The sequence below is a fragment of the Arthrobacter sp. SLBN-83 genome (assembly GCF_006715285.1).
Classification (GTDB): domain Bacteria; phylum Actinomycetota; class Actinomycetes; order Actinomycetales; family Micrococcaceae; genus Arthrobacter.
Map to the genome: position 1 here is coordinate 311,868 of NZ_VFMX01000001.1, position 17,231 is coordinate 329,098.

General features: G+C 66.6%; 22 protein-coding genes. 15 read left to right on the forward strand and 7 right to left on the reverse strand.

Features of this window, described 5'->3' with window-relative positions; genetic code table 11:
* Nucleotides 1-124 precede the first annotated feature (124 nt).
* The gene (locus FBY30_RS01330; RefSeq protein WP_142130825.1) at nt 125-445 is read right to left on the reverse strand and encodes a GYD domain-containing protein; all 321 of its coding nucleotides are present in this window, start codon (nt 443-445) and stop codon (nt 125-127) included.
* A gap of 204 nt (nt 446-649) precedes the next feature.
* Here FBY30_RS01330 and FBY30_RS01335 point away from each other — a divergent pair, with 204 nt between their 5' ends.
* From FBY30_RS01335 to FBY30_RS01355, 5 genes are all read left to right on the forward strand, one after another.
* On the forward strand, nt 650-967 hold the full coding sequence (locus tag FBY30_RS01335; protein ID WP_142130826.1) for a hypothetical protein: 318 nt from the start codon (nt 650-652) through the stop codon (nt 965-967).
* Nucleotides 931-1,338 (forward strand): PEP/pyruvate-binding domain-containing protein, encoded by a 408-nt coding sequence (locus FBY30_RS21110; RefSeq protein WP_268815681.1) that lies wholly within the window; start codon nt 931-933, stop codon nt 1,336-1,338. Before FBY30_RS01335 ends, FBY30_RS21110 begins: the two co-directional genes overlap by 37 nt.
* A 345-nt stretch (nt 1,339-1,683) precedes the next feature.
* Nucleotides 1,684-2,370 carry a DUF998 domain-containing protein gene (locus tag FBY30_RS01345; protein ID WP_142130828.1) on the forward strand — a complete coding sequence of 229 codons (687 nt, stop codon included), beginning with the start codon at nt 1,684-1,686 and terminating at the stop codon, nt 2,368-2,370.
* Nucleotides 2,367-5,000 carry a PEP/pyruvate-binding domain-containing protein gene (locus FBY30_RS01350; protein WP_142130829.1) on the forward strand — a complete coding sequence of 878 codons (2,634 nt, stop codon included), beginning with the start codon at nt 2,367-2,369 and terminating at the stop codon, nt 4,998-5,000. Before FBY30_RS01345 ends, FBY30_RS01350 begins: the two co-directional genes overlap by 4 nt.
* Before the next feature lie 52 nt (nt 5,001-5,052).
* Nucleotides 5,053-5,649, forward strand: coding sequence for a TMEM175 family protein (locus tag FBY30_RS01355; RefSeq protein ID WP_142130830.1), 597 nt, complete (start codon nt 5,053-5,055; stop codon nt 5,647-5,649).
* Nucleotides 5,650-5,677: 28 nt separating this feature from the next.
* Here the strand turns inward: FBY30_RS01355 and FBY30_RS01360 are convergent, their stop codons facing one another.
* Together FBY30_RS01360 and FBY30_RS01365 are read right to left on the reverse strand one after the other, a co-directional pair.
* Nucleotides 5,678-5,974 (reverse strand): hypothetical protein, encoded by a 297-nt coding sequence (locus tag FBY30_RS01360; protein WP_142130831.1) that lies wholly within the window; start codon nt 5,972-5,974, stop codon nt 5,678-5,680.
* 119 nt (nt 5,975-6,093) lie between these two features.
* Nucleotides 6,094-6,486, reverse strand: coding sequence for a nuclear transport factor 2 family protein (locus FBY30_RS01365; RefSeq protein ID WP_142130832.1), 393 nt, complete (start codon nt 6,484-6,486; stop codon nt 6,094-6,096).
* Between the two features lie 211 nt (nt 6,487-6,697).
* Here FBY30_RS01365 and FBY30_RS21115 point away from each other — a divergent pair, with 211 nt between their 5' ends.
* Nucleotides 6,698-6,820 (forward strand): hypothetical protein, encoded by a 123-nt coding sequence (locus tag FBY30_RS21115; RefSeq protein ID WP_268815682.1) that lies wholly within the window; start codon nt 6,698-6,700, stop codon nt 6,818-6,820.
* A complete protein-coding gene (locus FBY30_RS01370) occupies nt 6,817-7,098 on the forward strand; it encodes a nuclear transport factor 2 family protein (protein WP_235009291.1) in 282 nt (93 codons plus the stop codon). The genes FBY30_RS21115 and FBY30_RS01370 overlap by 4 nt, the downstream gene beginning before the upstream one ends.
* A gap of 45 nt (nt 7,099-7,143) precedes the next feature.
* On the opposite strand, the gene FBY30_RS01375 is transcribed toward FBY30_RS01370, so the two are convergent.
* The gene (locus FBY30_RS01375; protein ID WP_142130833.1) at nt 7,144-7,410 is read right to left on the reverse strand and encodes a hypothetical protein; all 267 of its coding nucleotides are present in this window, start codon (nt 7,408-7,410) and stop codon (nt 7,144-7,146) included.
* Nucleotides 7,411-7,502: 92 nt separating this feature from the next.
* On the opposite strand from FBY30_RS01375, the gene FBY30_RS01380 reads away from it, so the two are divergent.
* The 3 genes from FBY30_RS01380 (at nt 7,503) to FBY30_RS01390 (ending at nt 10,062) form a co-directional block, all read left to right on the forward strand.
* Complete coding sequence (locus FBY30_RS01380; protein WP_142130834.1) at nt 7,503-7,967, forward strand: hypothetical protein; 465 nt, start codon at nt 7,503-7,505, stop codon at nt 7,965-7,967.
* A gap of 105 nt (nt 7,968-8,072) precedes the next feature.
* On the forward strand, nt 8,073-9,134 hold the full coding sequence (locus tag FBY30_RS01385) for a glycerophosphodiester phosphodiesterase family protein (protein WP_142130835.1): 1,062 nt from the start codon (nt 8,073-8,075) through the stop codon (nt 9,132-9,134).
* A 157-nt stretch (nt 9,135-9,291) separates the two neighbouring features.
* Nucleotides 9,292-10,062, forward strand: coding sequence for a YoaK family protein (locus FBY30_RS01390; protein WP_142130836.1), 771 nt, complete (start codon nt 9,292-9,294; stop codon nt 10,060-10,062).
* Nucleotides 10,063-10,073: 11 nt separating this feature from the next.
* On the opposite strand, the gene FBY30_RS01395 is transcribed toward FBY30_RS01390, so the two are convergent.
* Nucleotides 10,074-10,931: a GmrSD restriction endonuclease domain-containing protein gene (locus tag FBY30_RS01395; RefSeq protein WP_142130837.1), complete on the reverse strand. Its 858-nt coding sequence runs from the start codon at nt 10,929-10,931 to the stop codon at nt 10,074-10,076.
* Between the two features lie 216 nt (nt 10,932-11,147).
* Here FBY30_RS01395 and FBY30_RS01400 point away from each other — a divergent pair, with 216 nt between their 5' ends.
* A complete protein-coding gene (locus FBY30_RS01400; protein WP_160141444.1) occupies nt 11,148-11,627 on the forward strand; it encodes a DUF3592 domain-containing protein in 480 nt (159 codons plus the stop codon).
* A 23-nt stretch (nt 11,628-11,650) separates the two neighbouring features.
* Nucleotides 11,651-12,094 (forward strand): hypothetical protein, encoded by a 444-nt coding sequence (locus FBY30_RS01405; RefSeq protein WP_142130839.1) that lies wholly within the window; start codon nt 11,651-11,653, stop codon nt 12,092-12,094.
* A gap of 68 nt (nt 12,095-12,162) precedes the next feature.
* Here FBY30_RS01405 and FBY30_RS01410 read toward each other — a convergent pair whose 3' ends face one another.
* Nucleotides 12,163-13,197 carry a TerC family protein gene (locus tag FBY30_RS01410; RefSeq protein WP_142130840.1) on the reverse strand — a complete coding sequence of 345 codons (1,035 nt, stop codon included), beginning with the start codon at nt 13,195-13,197 and terminating at the stop codon, nt 12,163-12,165.
* A gap of 217 nt (nt 13,198-13,414) precedes the next feature.
* Nucleotides 13,415-14,284 (reverse strand): DUF1295 domain-containing protein, encoded by an 870-nt coding sequence (locus FBY30_RS01415; protein ID WP_142130841.1) that lies wholly within the window; start codon nt 14,282-14,284, stop codon nt 13,415-13,417.
* A gap of 136 nt (nt 14,285-14,420) precedes the next feature.
* Between FBY30_RS01415 and FBY30_RS01420 the strand changes: the two genes are divergently transcribed.
* The 3 genes from FBY30_RS01420 to FBY30_RS01430 are packed head-to-tail and all read left to right on the forward strand — an operon-like array spanning nt 14,421 to nt 17,172.
* Nucleotides 14,421-14,879: a MarR family winged helix-turn-helix transcriptional regulator gene (locus tag FBY30_RS01420; protein ID WP_142130842.1), complete on the forward strand. Its 459-nt coding sequence runs from the start codon at nt 14,421-14,423 to the stop codon at nt 14,877-14,879.
* Nucleotides 14,876-16,744, forward strand: coding sequence for an AMP-dependent synthetase/ligase (locus FBY30_RS01425; protein WP_235009292.1), 1,869 nt, complete (start codon nt 14,876-14,878; stop codon nt 16,742-16,744). The genes FBY30_RS01420 and FBY30_RS01425 overlap by 4 nt, the downstream gene beginning before the upstream one ends.
* On the forward strand, nt 16,741-17,172 hold the full coding sequence (locus FBY30_RS01430) for a DUF2177 family protein (protein ID WP_142130843.1): 432 nt from the start codon (nt 16,741-16,743) through the stop codon (nt 17,170-17,172). The genes FBY30_RS01425 and FBY30_RS01430 overlap by 4 nt, the downstream gene beginning before the upstream one ends.
* Nucleotides 17,173-17,231 lie beyond the last annotated feature (59 nt).

Sequence of the window (17,231 nt, forward strand, 5' to 3'; positions counted from 1 at the left end):
GTTGCCGCTGGACTGGTTCCGGTGGCTTAGCCCCTCCATACGGTCACGGAGCTTCCGCGCCAAAGCCAACGCACCGCCGTCGTAATTCACGACGGCGGTGCGCGGGCGAAGGCGCCTTACTCCCCTACTGTCCGGGGGCCCGGTATGACGGCGTCTTCTTCACGGCTTCGTCCAGGTCCTCCAACGTGAGGAGCGGCTTCAGCCGGACGTTGACGTTTCCCGTCGAGTTGATCAGCAGCGACAGCGCTGCAGCGCTTGCATCGTCCGGTGCGTCGAAGACGCCCAGGACGTCGTAGTACCCAAAGGCGTAGTAGAAACTGTCCAGCGTTCCGCCCACGGATTTCAGGGCCTCCGCCAGCGCATCCCGCCGTGCAGTGCCGCCCTCCTGCATGAGCCCCTTGATGCCTTGGCCCACGTACGTTGCTTCAAACAGATACTTCGGCATGGTCTTTCCCTCCCTGGCAACGGGGCGGGTGGCCCCGACACCGCTGAAGCTATTCCGGCGCCTAGGGGCAGTCAATACGCCGGAATACCCAATGTTCTCCCCCGCTGAAGCACCGCATAAAGTAGGGCACTTCTCCCCTGTCCCCCACCTGCCGTCAGGGCTAGCCTGACCCGCATCATCGTTCACTGCCGTCGAGGAGTTGTCATGGCCGGGTTTGTGCAGATCATCGAATTCACGTCCTCCCGCATCAAGGAGATCGAAGAGCTGGGCCGCCCCTCACGAACCGAGGGGAGCACGGCGCCCACGTTCCGCCGCATCGTCGCCACGGCGGACCGGGACCATCCAGGGCACTACTTCACCATCGTCGACTTCGATTCCTTCGACTCCGCCATGGAGAATTCCGGCCGGCCGGAAACGTCCGAGTTCGCCGCCAAGATGGCCGCATTGTGCGACGGGCCGGTGACCTTCCACAACCTGGACGTCATGTGGGAGGACAGCGGAGACGGAACGGGCAACGGCTGAGGGCAGGGCATGGCTTCCACAACTCCCGTACGTGGACAGGGTGGAGCCGGAACAGGCCTTGTTGCCGATGCCAGGAAGAAACGCACGACGGCGGCAGCGGACTCCCAGACGAAGAACGCAACCAGCTCGCGCGGCCGGCCCGGGAGACGATGCAGGCAGCGCCGGTTCCGCACGAGGTCGACCCCGCCGTCCGGGACGCCTACGCCGCAATGGGCGGCGGGCCGGCGGCGGGGCGGTCTTCCGCCACCTCCGAGAATCTCCCTTTCGCCAGCTTCGCCGGACAGCAGGACTCGTTCATGGACCTCGCGGGACCCGACGCCGTCGTGCAGGCCGTCCGGAACTGCTGGGTCTCGCTCCGGGACGGGACTTAAGCCCTGTTTCGACCGGAAGGTCCGGTCCTAAACTTAAAGCGCCTGCAGGTAACCATCAGATGACGCCGGGTTGTTCAGGACATGCGAATGTCCGAGCCTTCTCTTAGCGAGATCGCGAAGGTACCTGCAGGTTTTGTGTGTGCAACCCACACGGCCGCCCCATCAGTATTGCTGGTGGGGCTTCCCCTGTTTGTGCCACCCACTGTTGCAGGCAGCCAAGGCCGTTCGGCCCTAGCAAGGGACCGGGGCCGGGACCGACGCTGGAACAGGTAGGCGTCGGGGCTTTCGCCCGCGTGCCCGGCGCTGATCCGCTTTCTTGAGCGCGGGCTCAAAGGACTTCCGATCATGTCTGTTGCCGGAGGACGGCTCCCCCGCCGCCGTCGGGCGCCGGCGCTCGAAGGCCAGCACAGCGACGCTCTGCTAACCGGCCTCCTCGCCGCCGGGCCGCTGTCCTCGTTGCTCTACGTGGTGTTCACCGACGGCATCGCGGCATCCCAGTGGGCCGGGTACCGCCGCACCGAACAGATGGTGAGCGAACTCTTTGCCGTCGGCTCCCCCGGCTACAGCGTCACGGCCCCGTTCACCTGGCTCTACACGGTGGTGTTCACGGCCTTCGGCGTGGGCGCCTGGCTTTCGGTCCGCGGCAGCCGAGCCCTCCGCATCGGCGCCGGACTGCTCATCGCCTACGGGCTGTGGAACATCATGGGCGCCATCTTCCCGCTCCGGATCGGCGACGACTCCTCCATCCCCATGCACATCGTGGTCACCAACATCCAGCTCGCCCTCATGGTCGCCGCCATGTGCTTCGTCGCGGCAGGGTTCCACAGCGGGATGCGCGTCTACTCCATCGTCTCGCTCGCCGCCTCCGCGCTCCTGGGCATCATCGCGTTCATGGCAGCCCCGGGACCGAACCTGGTACTCGGCATCAGCGAGCGCATCAGCATCGGGGCATTCCTTCTGTGGGTGGCAATCCTCGCGTTCGTGCTGTGGAAGCGGACGACGGCGGCGGGCGGCAAGGCGGGAGCGTCATGACATACGTCAACGGCTTAGGCGACGTGCGGCGCGGCGACATCGCCACCGCCGGCGGCAAGGCCGTGGGGCTCAGCGGCCTCATCCAGGCCGGGCTTCCGGTCCCGCCGGGGTTCGTCCTCACCACGGACGCGTACGCCGAATTCGTCACGGAAAACAACCTCGACTCAGCCATCCAGGAGTTGGCCGCTCTCCCGTCCGACGCATCACCGGAGGACTATGAGCACGCCTCCGCACTGATCCGGACCCTGTTTACCAAAGGCGTCATGCCCCCGGCCATCGAAGCCGAACTGAAGGACGCCTACCAACTCCTCGGCGGTGGAAACACGGCGGTGTCCGTCCGCTCCTCCGCCACCGCCGAGGACCTCGCCTCCGCCAGCTTCGCCGGCCAGCAGGAAACCTTCCTGAACGTCCGCGGCCTCAAAGCGCTAAGCACAGCCGTCATCAACTGCTGGGCCTCGCTCTGGACGGCCCGCGCCATGTCCTACCGCGCCCGGGAAGGCGTGCTGCCGGACCAGGTGCGCCTCGCCGTCGTGGTCCAGCAAATGGTGGAGGCCCAGGCAGCCGGGGTGATGTTCACCGCCAACCCCGCCAACGGCCGGCGCGACCAGACGGTGATCAGCGCAGCCTGGGGCCTGGGTGAGGCCGTGGTCAGCGGGGCGGTCACCACCGACGACCTGACCGTGGACGCCGCCACCGGGAAGGTCCTCACCCGGCAGACGGCCGACAAGGAACTCATGACCGTTCTGACGGAAAACGGAACGTCGGAGCAAAAGGTGGCGGAAGCCCGCCGTCGTGCGCCTGTCCTGGATGACCAGGCAGCTACCGAGCTTGCCGGCTACGGGCAAAGGATCGCCGACCACTTCGGCGCGCCGCAGGACATCGAATGGGCGCGCGCCGACGGCCAGTTCTTCCTCCTCCAGTCCCGGCCCATCACCGCGCTCCCCGAACCCGCCGCGGACGTCCCCACCGAATGGCCCGTCCCCTACCCCAAGGGCCTTTACTTCCGGGCGAGCATCGTGGAGCAGATGCCGGAGCCGCTCTCCCCGCTCTTCGCCGACCTCGTCGACGGCTCGGTGTCCCGCTCCATCTCCGCCCTGATGAACGACGCGCTGGGCCAGCACTCCCTGCGCGAGGGCGACGTCCGCTTCCCCACCGTCAACGGCTATGCCTATTACTACTACCGCACCTGGCCCATGCTGCGGATGACGGCCCGGACGGTCCCTGCGATGCGCGCGCTGTTCGGCGGCGAGGCGCACATGGGCATCAACGGCTGGCGCGACTACTCGCATCCACGCTACGAACGGATCATCAAGGACTGGTCCGTGAAACCGCCGGCGGAGCTTCCGGGCGAGCGGTTGCTGGCAGGCGTGCAGGCCCTCCTGGACGCGGGAACCGTCTACTACACTGCGGTTCAGTCCGTCATCCCGATGGCCGACATGAGCGAACTCGCCTTCCGCGGCTTCTACAGAACCGTCCGGCGGGAGGGCGATCCCCCAGCCCAGGAGTTCCTGTTGGGCTTCGACAGCGAACCCATCCGCGCGGAAAAGTCGCTGTACGACCTGGCCGGGTGGGCGCGCAGCGATCCCTCGCTGGTGAAGGCTTTGCTGGAAAGTACGACGGCGGAACTCGCCGGGTGCCTGCGCACAGGTTCCGCGCCGGCCGGGGTGGACGGCGCCATCTGGCAGGAATGGCGGTTCACCTTCCAGGAGCATCTGGCCCGTTACGGGCACGCGGTCTACAACCTGGACTTCGCCAGCCCCGTGCCCGCCGACGACCCGACCGCGCAGCTGGAGACGGTGAAGTTCTACCTCCGCGGGCAGGGCACCGACCCGCACGAGCGGCAGCGGCTGCTGACCGAGCGGCGGGAGTCGCTGACCCGTGAAGTGGCCGGCCGGCTGGGTCCCCGACGGCGGGCACTATTCTTCCGTCTGCTGAAGTGGGCGCAGGAGACGGCGCCGGCCCGCGAAGACGCGCTGACCGACGTCGGACTCGCCTGGCCCTTGCTGCGGCGGATGCTGCTGGAACTGGGGCGCCGGCTGGTCTCCTCTTCTGTTATCGCTGCGGCGGACGACGTGTTCTGGTTGCGGTTCGCAGAGCTGCAGAGCGCGGTGGAGTTCGGGCTGGCGGAACCGGAAGCCGGCGTGGCCCTCGCCGGAGCGTCCCGTCCCGTCCGGGCCGCCGCCGTCGAGGAACGCCGGATGCTGTGGCGGGGTCAGGCAAAGGCCGCGGCTCCGCAGATGCTGCCGCAGAAGGCTTGGATGGAAAAGGCGTTCGGTTCGATGATGCCGGGAGGCCCGCAGCAGCAGGCCGGGGACGTGATCAAGGGGACGGGCGCGAGCGCCGGCCGGGTGACCGCGCCGGCCCGGGTCCTGCGGGGTCCGGAGGACTTCGGCCGGATGCAGCCCGGCGAGGTACTGGTGGCCCGCATGACCACTCCCGCGTGGACACCGTTGTTCGCCATGGCGTCCGCGGTGGTGACGGATGTGGGCGGACCGCTGAGTCACAGCTCCATCGTGGCCCGCGAGTATGGCATTCCCGCAGTCCTGGGAACGGGAGTGGCGACGCAACGGCTGGCCGACGCCCCGAAGGTGACCGTGGACGGCGATGCAGGGACGGTCACTGTCGTCTGATGTCCCCTCGCTTGACGTCCCGGCCGAAGGACTTTGAGGGCAGAATATTCGGGTGAACAAGAACCGGCTCGAAGCCTTCAGCGACGGCGTACTGGCGATCATCATCACCATCATGGTGCTGGAACTGCACACGCCGGAGGAACCCACGTGGGCCGGCGTCGCCGCCATCCTGCCCACGCTTTTCACCTACCTCCTGAGCTTCGTGTACGTGGGGATCTACTGGAACAACCACCACCACATGATCCACCTCGCCAGCCGGGTAAACGGCGCCATCCTCTGGGCCAACCTGCACCTGCTGTTCTGGCTGTCGCTGTTCCCGTTCACCACGCGGTGGATGGATGAGTCCGGCTTCCTCCAGGTGCCCGTGCTGCTGTACGGGATCAACTTGCTGTGCGCCGCGATCGCCTACTTCATCCTGGAACGGCGGCTGATCGCGGTGCAGGGCAGGGACGGCGCCCTCGCCCGGGCAGTCGGGAAAGACTGGAAGGGCAAGGCCTCACCGCTGATCTACCTCACCGGAATCGCCCTTACCTTCGTCCAGCCGCTGCTGGGAGTCGCAGCCTTCACCGTCGTGGCGCTCATCTGGCTGGTACCGGACCGGCGGGTGGAACAATTCGTCGTCAGGGCCCACGAGGAGACCGCCGGCTAGGGTTCCAACAACGGGAGGTCTAGAGATTTCAGATTCCGGCGTTGGGCGTGAAGTAGTTGTGCACGTCGCAGTAGGTCATCTTTGGTGGCGCGGCGAATCCCAGTTCCATACTCAGCGGCCCCATCGTGTCCCGGGCGAATGCATCGAACTGCTCACGGCTTTCCCATACATCTGTCACCTGGAAGCCGTTATCGGTTGCTGTGGCCCAGTGGGAAATGGATCCCTCCGGTCCAGGGCCTCCCGGGGTTAGCCCCATTCTCTTATTGATCTCGTCATATTGTTCGAGCGTTGAACCATCGAACTCCATGATTATTGCTACCGCCATGATCGCTCCCCTTGTTCATAGGTGTCCGATTCCCGCGAAGAAAGATCCGGTCGGCGCGCGCGTGCGGCCGAGCGGGAATGGCCCCTGCATTGCCCCTTCATGGGCAAACCGATGGGCATTCAGGACCAGAAATCAGAAACCAAGGTGGTTTCCTGCTGCATTTCCGTGCCCTCAGTGACTTTGCCGTCCACAATGCTGAACACGATGACCTGCCGTTGGTCCATAGTCTTGCCGTCGCGCTCCGCGTGCGAAAACTGGACGCCAACCGTGTACCTGTCGCCTGCGGCTACGTCCTCCACCGTGACCTTCATCGAACCGTTGGACCGTGTAAAAAGTTCGCCGAAGTAGGCAAGAATCGCCTCCCGGCCCTTCTTGTCACCGGACAACGGACCTGTGCCGCCCACATGCCAGACCGCATCTTCAGCAAACAGATCACTGAGCGTATTCATGTCGCCTGCACTGAACGCTTCATAGCCCCGCCGAACCAGTGCGGCGTCTTCCTGTGCTCCCATTTCGGGCACCTCAATCCTCCTCGCGGATGCTTGCGAGGAAACAGTAGGCCCGGGCTGGGGACCAGTCGAGGGGGTGCAGCCCCCGACGTTACCCCCACTTTTTGGTCGGGCCTTACCTAGCAGCGGGAGCGGGGTTTCTCGAACTGAAAGCCCGCGCGCGTAGGGACTTTTCGCCCTTTGCGGGCCCACACCACGCGGGTAGCTTGACGCCATGAGCGACCGCGATGACTTTCTTCAGTGGGTCAGGACCACCCTGCATGACGCGGAAGTTGCCCTGCACAACGGCGACGCCAACCCCCGGCGCGCGCCCTCTGGTCGCGCACGGAGCCGGTGAGCATTCTCGGAGCGCTGCGCAATGCCTACGGGCTGGAAGAAGTGGAGCAGACCTTCCGGTTCCTGGAAGACAGATTCTCCAACTGCACATCATGGGAGCTGGAGCTGCAGGCGTGCGACGTGATTGGAAACATGGCCTACACGGCAGGTATCGAGCGCATCTCCTTCCATCGGAACGGCATGCCCACCAACCTCACCCTCCGGGCCACCCAGGTTTACCGGCGCGAGGACGGCCAGTGGAAGGTGGCCCACCGGCACGCCGACTCAGTTGGGGTGTGACCACTGCGCCAATAGGGGCTCCGGCGGGTCGGCCAGCCGCTCCGGCTACTCCCGCATGCCCGGGTGCACGGGAACAAAGTCCACCTTGTTGCCCGGGTTGGTCCTGCTGGCCGGAGCCCGGCTGAACCCCTTCGCGTCGAGGCCGTTCTTGGCCCGGAACTCGGCGAGCGCAGCATCGTAGGCGTTGTTGAGGGTCCGGCCCGAAAAGTCACCGGTGCTGCCGTCGTTGAAGGCAATCCGGATGCGGACGCCGGCCGGGTAGTGCCGGTTCATGCGGACAAAGCCGTCGGCGTCCTGCTGGAGGGTGATCACGGAATCCTGCTTTCGTTCGTGGGGGCAGACTCAAGTTTGCCGCAACTGCCTTGAAAACCCCTTGGCTGCCATTGCCATACTGTGCCATGGGGATGACACGGCGTGGAACATGGCTGCGGTACGGACTGCTCTCGGTCCTGCTGATCGGGATCCAGCTGGTCACCGCGTGGTACTTTTCCGAGGGCGTTTACCAAGGCGGCGCGAACGTCCCACTCCGCAGATTCCCGGAGGACGTCGACGTCTTCTTCGTCCTGACGTTCACGCCCACCATTATCGGGCTCAAGTTCCTGTGGTACGACTCCGCAGTGCGGTCCTTCACCAAGGGCTACAGGCCGCCGGCGGTGATGGTCGTCTTCATCGCCGGCTACGTGGTGGCCCTGGCAGTTGACGTTGCATGCCTCATCGCAGCCTCGAAACCCATTGCGGACTCAGGGTTCGCGGTTTTTGGCTCGATTCTCCAATCGCCGTTTGTACTCTTCCTGGCCGGGGCGATCATCGCAGGTGCCGCCCTGCAGAACGACGCCCCTCCACGGACGCAGCCGGGCACGCCCCGTTAACCTCCCCTCCAACTCGCCGCACCCATCGCGCAACCTGCCCGCCCTAGCGTGGACGGGTCACCCGGCCCGCCCGCCGGCCCCCGCACCCCCTTTGGAGGAACACCCATGCGCCACGTCCTGACTGCCGCGGCAGCCGCCGCCCTCATCGCCTCCATGGCAGGACCCGCCGTCGCCGCCGACGGCACCCAGGCCGGCACGCCGTCGTCGAACGCGGCCGGAACCGCCACCTCGGCCATCAAGACCAACGAGCGCAACGGCTCCTTCGACCTGCAAAGCCACCGCGGCGGCCGCGGCCAGTGGACCGAGGAGTCGCTCGCGGCGTTCGGCAACTCCCTGGCCCTGGGCGTGAGCACGCTCGAACTGGACACGCACCTGACCCAGGACGGGAAGGTGGTGGTCTGGCACGACGACACCATCCAGGCCAACAAGTGCACCGACACCGCCCCTGCCACCGCCGGCGACCCCGAATTTCCCTACGTGGGGCGCCGCGTGGCGGACCTGTCCCTTGCCCAGCTGAAGACTCTCAACTGCGGCTTCAAGCAGCTGCCCGGTTTCCCGGAGCAGGACGTCATCGAGGGCAACCGGATTGCCGAACTCAAGGACGTCTACCAGCTGGCCCGCGACCGCAAGGCGGACAAGGTCCGCTTCAACGTCGAAACCAAGGTCAACGACAGCGAAATCGGCGGCGCCGGCATGGAGTCGCTCACCCGCGCCGTCGTAGCGGAGATCGAGGCCTCCGGCATGGCGGACCGCACCACCCTGCAGTCCTTCGACTGGTCCTCGCTGAACCTGACCAAGCAGATCGCGCCGGACCTGACACTCGTAGCGCTGTCCAGCGGCGATGCCTGGATGGGCGTCGGCAAGCCGGGCGCCAGCCCCAACCTGGGCGGCATCGACATCGACGACTACGACGGTTCCCTTCCCAAGGCGGCCGCCGCCCAGGGGTACGACGTCGTCTCCCCCACGTTCAGTTCGGTCACCCCCACGATGATCGCCGAGGCCCACGAGTTGGGCCTGGCCGTCATCCCGTGGACCGTGAACACCACCGCCGACATGACGCGCCTGATGGACCTGGGCGTGGACGGCATCATCACCGACTACCCCACCCGCCTGCGCACCGTCATGGAGGAACGCGGCCTGAAGCTGCCGAAGGCGTACCAGGGCTGAGCCCGTCCCGCCTCTTTTGGGCACACGGTCGACGGCGGCACTCACCGTGGGTGCCGCCGTCGACCGTCCTGCCCCTCAGCCGGGCAGGGACCGGAGGATACTGGAAAAGGCACCACCGCCAGCACAACCGTTTCCGGGACTGCCGAAAGGTATGCATATGCCCGCCCGTTTCCTCCCCGCCCATCCGCCCAAGCTGCACCTGGTGCTCATGCTGGTGTTGACGTTCTCCACCGGCGTGCTGGACGCCGTGGGCTACCTGGGCCTGGACCGCGTGTTCACGGCGAACATGACCGGCAACGTGGTGATCCTGGGCATGGCACTGATGGGCGGCGACAACCTTCCAGTCCTCGGACCCATCGTGGCCCTGGCCGGGTTCATGACCGGCGCCATGATTTCCGGGCGGGTCCTGCGGCCCAGCACGTCGGGCTGGAACCACCGCACCACGGTCCTGCTGGTGGGTGTCAGCGCGGTGATGGCCGTTGTGGCCACACTTCTCCTCAGCGGTGTTAACCCAAGGAGCAGCGAGGCACTGACGGTGGCCATCACGGGCACGCTGGCGGTGGCCATGGGCCTGCAGGCCGCCACGGCCCGGCACCTCAACGTCAGGGACGTCCCCACCGTGGTGGTCACCTCCACCATCACCGGCCTGGCCGCGGATTCACGCCTTGGTGCCGGCACCCACCCGTTCTGGGGCCGGCGGCTCGCGGCGATCGGACTCATCATGGCCGGCGCGGCAGTGGGCGCCGGGTTCGTGCAGCTTCATCTTGGACTTGGGGTGCTGCTGACCGCGGTGCTCACCCTTTGCGTCGCACTGCTGGGCATGAGCGCCACCAATAGGCATGCGCTCCGGCACTCCCAGGAGTCGCCGACGTCGGCACCCGGAACAGGCGGCGCCGTCGTAAGCCCTGACCCGCGCGCCGAACGGTAGGCGCTGGCCGCTCAGCCCTCGCAGGCCACCCCGTCGCCGTCGCCGTCCAGCCCCGAGCGGTACCCCGGCGAACCTGCGTAGAGCGGGGCTGCCCCCGCGGCCACGGCCTCGGCGCAGTTGGCGTAGTAGACGGTGGTGGACGCGGAGGCGGGCGTAATGGTGGTCGGTGCCGGCTGGCCGGGGCAGGTGGCGAGGATGCCGGCGATCGCGTCGTGCTCGGCCTGCGTGACCCACAGGCTGTACCGGGCCTTCACGGAAACCTGCCGCGCCACGTACTCGCAGCGGAAGGCCTTGGCCGGCGGCAGCCAGGTCGCGGCGTCGCCGTCGCCCTTCTGCTGGTTGGTGGGCCCGTCCGTGGCCTGCAGGTTCAGCGGGTCATTGGCGAACGCCGTCCGCTGCTCCGTGGTCAGCTGCTGGGCGCCCTTCTGCCAGGCGTCGCTGAGCGCCACCACGTGGTCGATCTGCACCGCGCTGCTGGTGGTGGTGCCGCGGACGAAGTCGATGACGGTGCCCGTGTAGGGATCCGCGAGCACCCCGGTCTTGACCGTGCAGGGGACGCTGTTGACGTAGGTGATGTCGGTCAGGTCCCGGTTGAGGATGTCATTGCGGGTGTCGCAGCCGTTCTGGTCCACGTCCGCCCACGTTGGCCCGAACAGCGACCGCTCATACCCCGTCTTGGGCGCGCGGCCCTTCACAGGGAGGGTCTCCAGCAGGTCAGCCGCCTGGACCGTTGCCGTGGTGGTGCTGTCCGCTGCCACCGCCGGTAGGCTTGCGCCGAAGAGGGCCAGCAAGGCGGAAAGGACGACGGCGGCCGTCCACCGGGTGCCGGACGCAGGCGTGGTCTCGGGCAAGGACGTGTGGCTGGACATGCAGTTCCCCCGGGTTGTGCACGAAAAGTTGGGGGCGTCAGCCCCCCATACCTGCTGACGCCAGGGAAAAGCCTAACGGCGGCAAACCGCCCGAATTGCCGGTTTCATCGGAACTGGGGCAATCCTTCCCGACTCCTGCGCTTAAGCTGCGACGGCGGCCAGCGACGGGCCTCCAACCTGACACGAAGTGGGCTGGCAATCCGGCAGAATGGCCGGGTGAGCACCCCCGGAGCACCCTGCGCGAGAAACCCGAAAAAGACGAGAGGCCGCCTTGGCGCGTTGGCGGTGGTCCTGATCGTACTGCTCGTTGGTCCCGGCCTCATGGTGGTGGGGACCGTCATGATCGATGCCGATGCCGAACTTTCCCGGACAGGGGTGCGGAGCCCCGGCACCGTCACGGACTTCAATGACACCCAGCGCGCCTCCAACCGGGACATCAAAGTCCGCTACACGTCCACGGACGGGACTGACCACGTTGTCTCGGCAAGCGTCGAGCACGACCAGCACCCTACGGTCGGCGACCCCGTCACGGTCGCCTATGACAGTCAGCAGCCATCCCGCGCCGTTGTGCTGGGCTTTGAAAGCAGCGGAGTCACCCTGCGCGGAGTCGGAACGGTCCTGACCCTCGTGGCGACGGGCATAGGGCTGATCGCCCTCGTCACCAGGGTGTCCAGAAAACGCAGGTCGCGCCGGTGATGCCGCAGGGAGGAGGGGACTGGATGCATCCCTATGTCATGCCGCCTCAAAAGCCCAAGGTGTGGCCGTGGGTGGTGGGCGGAGCGGCGATCGTGGTGCTCTGTATTGGAATCATGGTGGCGTCGCTGATGCCGATGATCAACGGAGGTCCCGCCCGTGAAACGGCACGGATCGAGGAGATGGTCTCCATCGCGGATGGAATCCCCACCGGAGACGGCTGGGAGGTGACTGCGGCAAGCGATCCGAAGAACGATCCCGGATGTGTCCCGCTGGAGAACCCCTGCCACAGCCTGGACAGAACCTGGTCCACCCCGGTGCAGGTCACCGTGGACGATCTGCGTGCTTCGACCGGCTACAGCCTCAAGACGTTCGCCAACCCGGACTGTGCCTTCGGGACAGTGCATGAGAACTTGAACATCTCCCTCTGCGTCCGCTCCTATGAAGTGGTCCTCCGGATGCACGACTAACAGCCAACGACAGCGGCACCCAACCTGGGTGCCGCCGTCGTCCGTCCTGCCGGCCAGCCGGCCAGCGGCTAGCGCGGAGTGCCCGCTGTGGAGTCCGTGTCCTCCTGCGTCACTTCCTGGTGGGCGGCCCCGCCGCCACCAAGCCCGCGGCGGGTTTTGGCCAGGCTGGCCACCGTGGCCACCAGGATGGTGGCGGCGATAAAGACCAGCGAGAGCCAGATGGGGATTTCCGGCACCCACAGCAGCGGCTGGCCGCCGTTGATGAAGGGCAGCTCGTTGACGTGCAGGGCGTGGAACACCAGCTTCACGCCGATGAACGCGAGGATCACGGCCAGCCCCTGGGCCAAGTAAACCAGCCGTTCCAGCAGTCCGCCGATCAGGAAGAACAGCTGCCGCAAACCCATCAGTGCGAAGGCGTTGGCGGTGAAGACGATGTATGCCTCGCTGGTCAGGCCGTAGATCGCGGGAATCGAGTCGACGGCGAAGATCAGGTCCACGAAGCCGATGGCGATGATGGTGAGCATCATGGGCGTCACGAACCGCTTGCCGTCCAGCTTCACGGTGAGCCGGTCCCGGTGGTAGTCGGGGGTGACCGGGAGGACGCGGCGCACCAGCTGCATGAATTTGCCGTCAGCCGGGTTGGCGTCGTGGCCGCCGAACGCCTGCTTGTACGCGAGGAAGAGCAGCAGGGCGCCAAAGATGTAGAACACCCAGGAGAAGTTCTCAATCAGTGTGGCTCCGATGGCGATGAACCCGCCGCGCAGGATAAGGGCGATGATGATGCCCACCATCAGCACCTTCTGCTGGTACTTCTTGGGAACGGCGAACCCGGTCATCACAATGAGGAAGACGAACAGGTTGTCCACCGAGAGAGCCTTCTCCGTGAGGTAGCCGGCGAAGTACTCCCCGCCGAAGGTCCAGCCCGAGACCACCCCGATCCCGACGCCGAACACCAGCGCGAGGCCGATGTAGAAAGCCGACCAGCGGGCGGATTCACCGATGGACGGTTCGTGTGGCTTGCGGACGTGGGCGAAAAACTCGTAGACGAAGAACAGGATCGTCACGGCAATGGTGATGATCCAGACGAGCGGTGTGACCTGCATGTGGATACTCCAAGGGTAGGCGTTGACATTGACGCCAAGGTCTCCTCCGCCCGGTGAAACCGGAGCCGGTGGCCCGGGATGCATCGCTGCATCCGTATTGACGGGCCAACCACAGACGGGAGTACTCCCCTTGATGGGTTAAATCGTAACTGAACAACGGGCGACGGCGGCACCCGGTTCCGGAGGCCGCCGTCGTCAATCCCTGCTTGGGAAAGCCCTACTTCAGTTTGGGCACCAGCACGGGCGTGTTCTTCTTGTAAGCCTCGTAGTCGGCCTGGCCGCCCCACTTCTTGTCCGCTTTCTTCTCCAGGGGCGGCACGCCGCTGCCCATGATGAGCAGCAGGGCCACGAACACCGGGGAAACCAGCGCCGCCCACTGCCAGCCCTGCAGCACCGGCAGGGCGATGACGGCCACGCCCACCCACAGGGTGATCTCGCCGAAGTAGTTGGGGTGGCGGGACTTGGACCACAGGCCGGTGCTGATGAAGCGGCCCTTGTTGGCGGGGTCGTCCTTGAAGCGGGTCTTCTGCAGGTCGGCCATGGTCTCGATGGTGATGCCGACAGCCCACACCACCAGGCCCACCCAGAAGAACCAATCCAGGCCCACCTTCTTGTCCGAGGTGATGGCAACCCAGGCGAGCGCCGCGGTGAGCACCACCCACAGGCCCTGCAGGGTCCAGGTGTTCAGGAAGCGGAAGAAGTCCGGCTTGAGCTCATCGAACCGGTCGTCCTTGCCGTGCTTGCTGATCCGCAGGAACAGGAAGCTGCCCAGCCGCGCGGCCCACAGCACCACCATGGCCGCCAGCAGCATTCCGCGCGCGTCCACCCCCGGCGAGGCCAGGACCAGGAACACGGTGATGGAGATGTAGGTGAGGGCGCCGGTGAGGTCGTAGAACTTCTCCGTCTGCGCCTTGAAGGACGGAATGAACACCAGCCACTGGATCACGAACGCGATGGCAACTCCCAGCGCAAAGACGGGCCACCCGCCGATCCTGGAGCCGCCCTGGCTTCCTGCGAGGGCGATGAGCACCGCCACCACCACGGCGATAACGGTACTGATGAGGGCCTTGCGGCTCTTGTCGTTCACGGACAGGTTCCTTTCCCCTGGCCGGCCGCGCGCTGCTGCACGGCCGGTCCCAAATAGTCCTGCTAGTCTTTCTTGTATTCAAATTAATTTGATGACTAGAGGACAATAACTACTATAAGCCTGCGGAGGAGGAACCATGACGCCGCCGTATCACCCCGCCGCATTCGCGCTGCAGGCCCTGTTCGACCTCGCCAATGAAACCGAGCGGGAAGTGGCCCGCTGCCTGCAGCTGAACCTCACCGACTACCGCGCCCTCTCGGCGCTGGCCCAGTCCGGTCCGGTCACCGTCGGCACGCTTGCCCAGAAGCTGGGTGCAACTGCTGCCACCACCACCGCCATCGTGAGCCGGCTGGAAGCGCGCGGCTACGCCGAACGGCTCCGTTCGGAGGAGGACCGGCGGCACGTGCACGTCAACGCCACGCCCGCGGCCACCAAGGACATCATGGGCCTGATGCGCCCCCTCATGGACGCCACCAACCAGCACATCGAAGCCCTCCCACGCGCCCGGCAGGACGCCGTCGCGGACTTCCTCAATGTCGCGCTGAACCTCATGCAGGACCACCTGCACTCCCTTTCCGAGAAAGACACCCCTTGAGAGAGTTCACCTCCGCACCGCTGGCCGACCTTTCCGGACACCGCAACGCCACGGACCTGCTGATGCAGCGCTTCCGCACCTCCCCGGACCACATCGCCTTCGAGGTCCGGGCCGATGGGGCTTCCGTCACCGACCCCTGGCGACAGGTGACCGCCGGGCAGTTCGTGGACGAGGTCCGGGCCCTGGCCAAGGGCCTGATCGCCGCCGGCCTGCAGCCCGGCGACTCGGTGGCCATCATGTCCCCCACTCGCTACGAATGGGCGGTGGCGGACATGGCAGCCTGGTTCGCCGCCGCCGTCGTGGTTCCCATCTACGAAACCTCCGCCCAGCCGCAGGTGACCGCCGTCCTTGAAGACGCCGCCGCCCGCCTGGCCATCGCCGGCACCGCCGCCCACGCCGCCCTGCTGGAACAGGGATTCGCCGATGCGGGCATGGCGCACCTGGGCGTCTGGACCATGGACACCCGACCGGACGCCGACCTGGCAGCCCTGGTCCAGCGCGGCGCGGACGTGCCGGACGGGGACGTGGAGGAACGCCGCCTGCTGCACGACCTCGACTCCGTGGCCACCATCGTCTACACCTCCGGCACCACCTCGGCCCCGAAGGGTGCCCTGATCACGCACCGCAACTTCGTGGGCCAGATCCTCAACGTGGGCGCCGCCTACACCAGCGTGGTCCGCGAGGGCGGCAACACCATCATCTTCCTGCCCATGGCACACGTCCTGGCCCGCGGCCTGCAACTGATCTGCCTGGCCAACGGTATGCGCATCGCCCATCTGTCCGACCCCCGCGACGTGGTGCCCGCTTTGGGTGCGCTGAGGCCCACGTTCCTGGTGGTGGTCCCCCGCGTCCTGCAGAAAATCCAGGCTTCCGCTGCCGCCGCGGCCGCCCAGAAGAACCTCGGGCGGGTGTGGGGGTTGGCGCAGCGCACGGCCGTGGAGTGGGGCAGGTTCGCGGAAGCGCACGACGCCGATGCTTCCCTGAGTGCGCCGCTTGAGCTGCATGCGCGGCGGGCCCTGTTCGACCGGCTTTTCTACGCCCGCCTCCGCGCGCTGGTGGGCGACCGGCTGGACTGCCTGCTCTCCGGAGCGGGGGCGTTGGACGCCGAACTGTCCCTCTTCTTCCGTGGCCTGCACCTGCCGGTCATCGAGGGCTATGGGCTTACGGAAACCACCGCCCCGCTCACCGGCAACCTTCCCGGCGCCATCCGCTCCGGGTCGGTGGGCGTGCCAATGCCCGGTACCACCGTGCGGATCTCGGAGCAGGGCGAGGTGCTGGCCCGCGGCGTGGGCGTCTTCGCCGGCTACCGCCGTGCGCCCGACAACGCCGATGCTTTCGTGGACGGGTTCTTCCGCACCGGCGACCTGGGCTCCCTGGATCCGGACGGCCGGCTCACGCTCAAGGGCCGGATCAAGGACGTGATCGTCACCGCCGGCGGCAAGACCGTGACCCCCGCCATCTGGGAAGGCCTGGTGGAGGGCGATCCGCTGGTGGCACACGCCGTCATGGTGGGCGAGGGCAAGCCGTACCTGGGCGGGCTTGTGTTGCTGGATCCCGAGTCCGTGGCAGCCTGGGCCGAGCGGGAGGGCATCGCCGATCTCGCCGGGCTGCGGATCCCCGACGACGGCAGCGCGGTGCAGATTGAGGACGAGCGGCTGCTGGGCGTGGTGGGCAAAGTGGTTAGTGCCGCGAACGCCCGGCTGGCCCGGTCGGAGCAGGTACGCAAATTCGTGCTGCTGCTGGCCGATCTCAGCGAGTCCCACGGCATGGTCACCCCCACCATGAAGCTCAAACGCGCCGTGTTCACGGAGCGCGCCCGCCACTTCGTGGAAAACCTCTACACCGACGCAAGGAGCAGAGCATGAACCCCCGCACCAGGAACTGGCTGACCGCCTACGTTGTCACGGCCCTGATCTTCGCCGTGCTGGACGTCGCGTGGATCCTGCTGGTGGCCAATCCGCTGTATCGGAGCCAGATCGGCGGGCTGCTGGCGCCCAAGGCCAACCTGCTGGGCGCGGTGCTGTTCTACGCCGTTTTCGTGGCGGGGATGGTGCACTACGGCGTCCGGCCAAATGCTGCTGAGGTCCCGCTGCGGCAGCGTGTCACGGGCGCCGCGCTGTTCGGGTTCTTCACCTACGCCACCTGGGCGCTGACCGGGTTTGCCGTGCTGAAGGACTTCACCGCGCTGGTGGCCGTGACAGACATCCTCTGGGGTGCCGCGGCCTGCAGCCTGGTCACGTGGGTGACCGCAACGGTCCTGCGTCGGCGGATTACGAAACCTGCGGCCGCCTGAACCGGGGCACCCGCGTCACCCCGGCCATGTTTTACGCGCACTGGCGGCAACGAAACCCC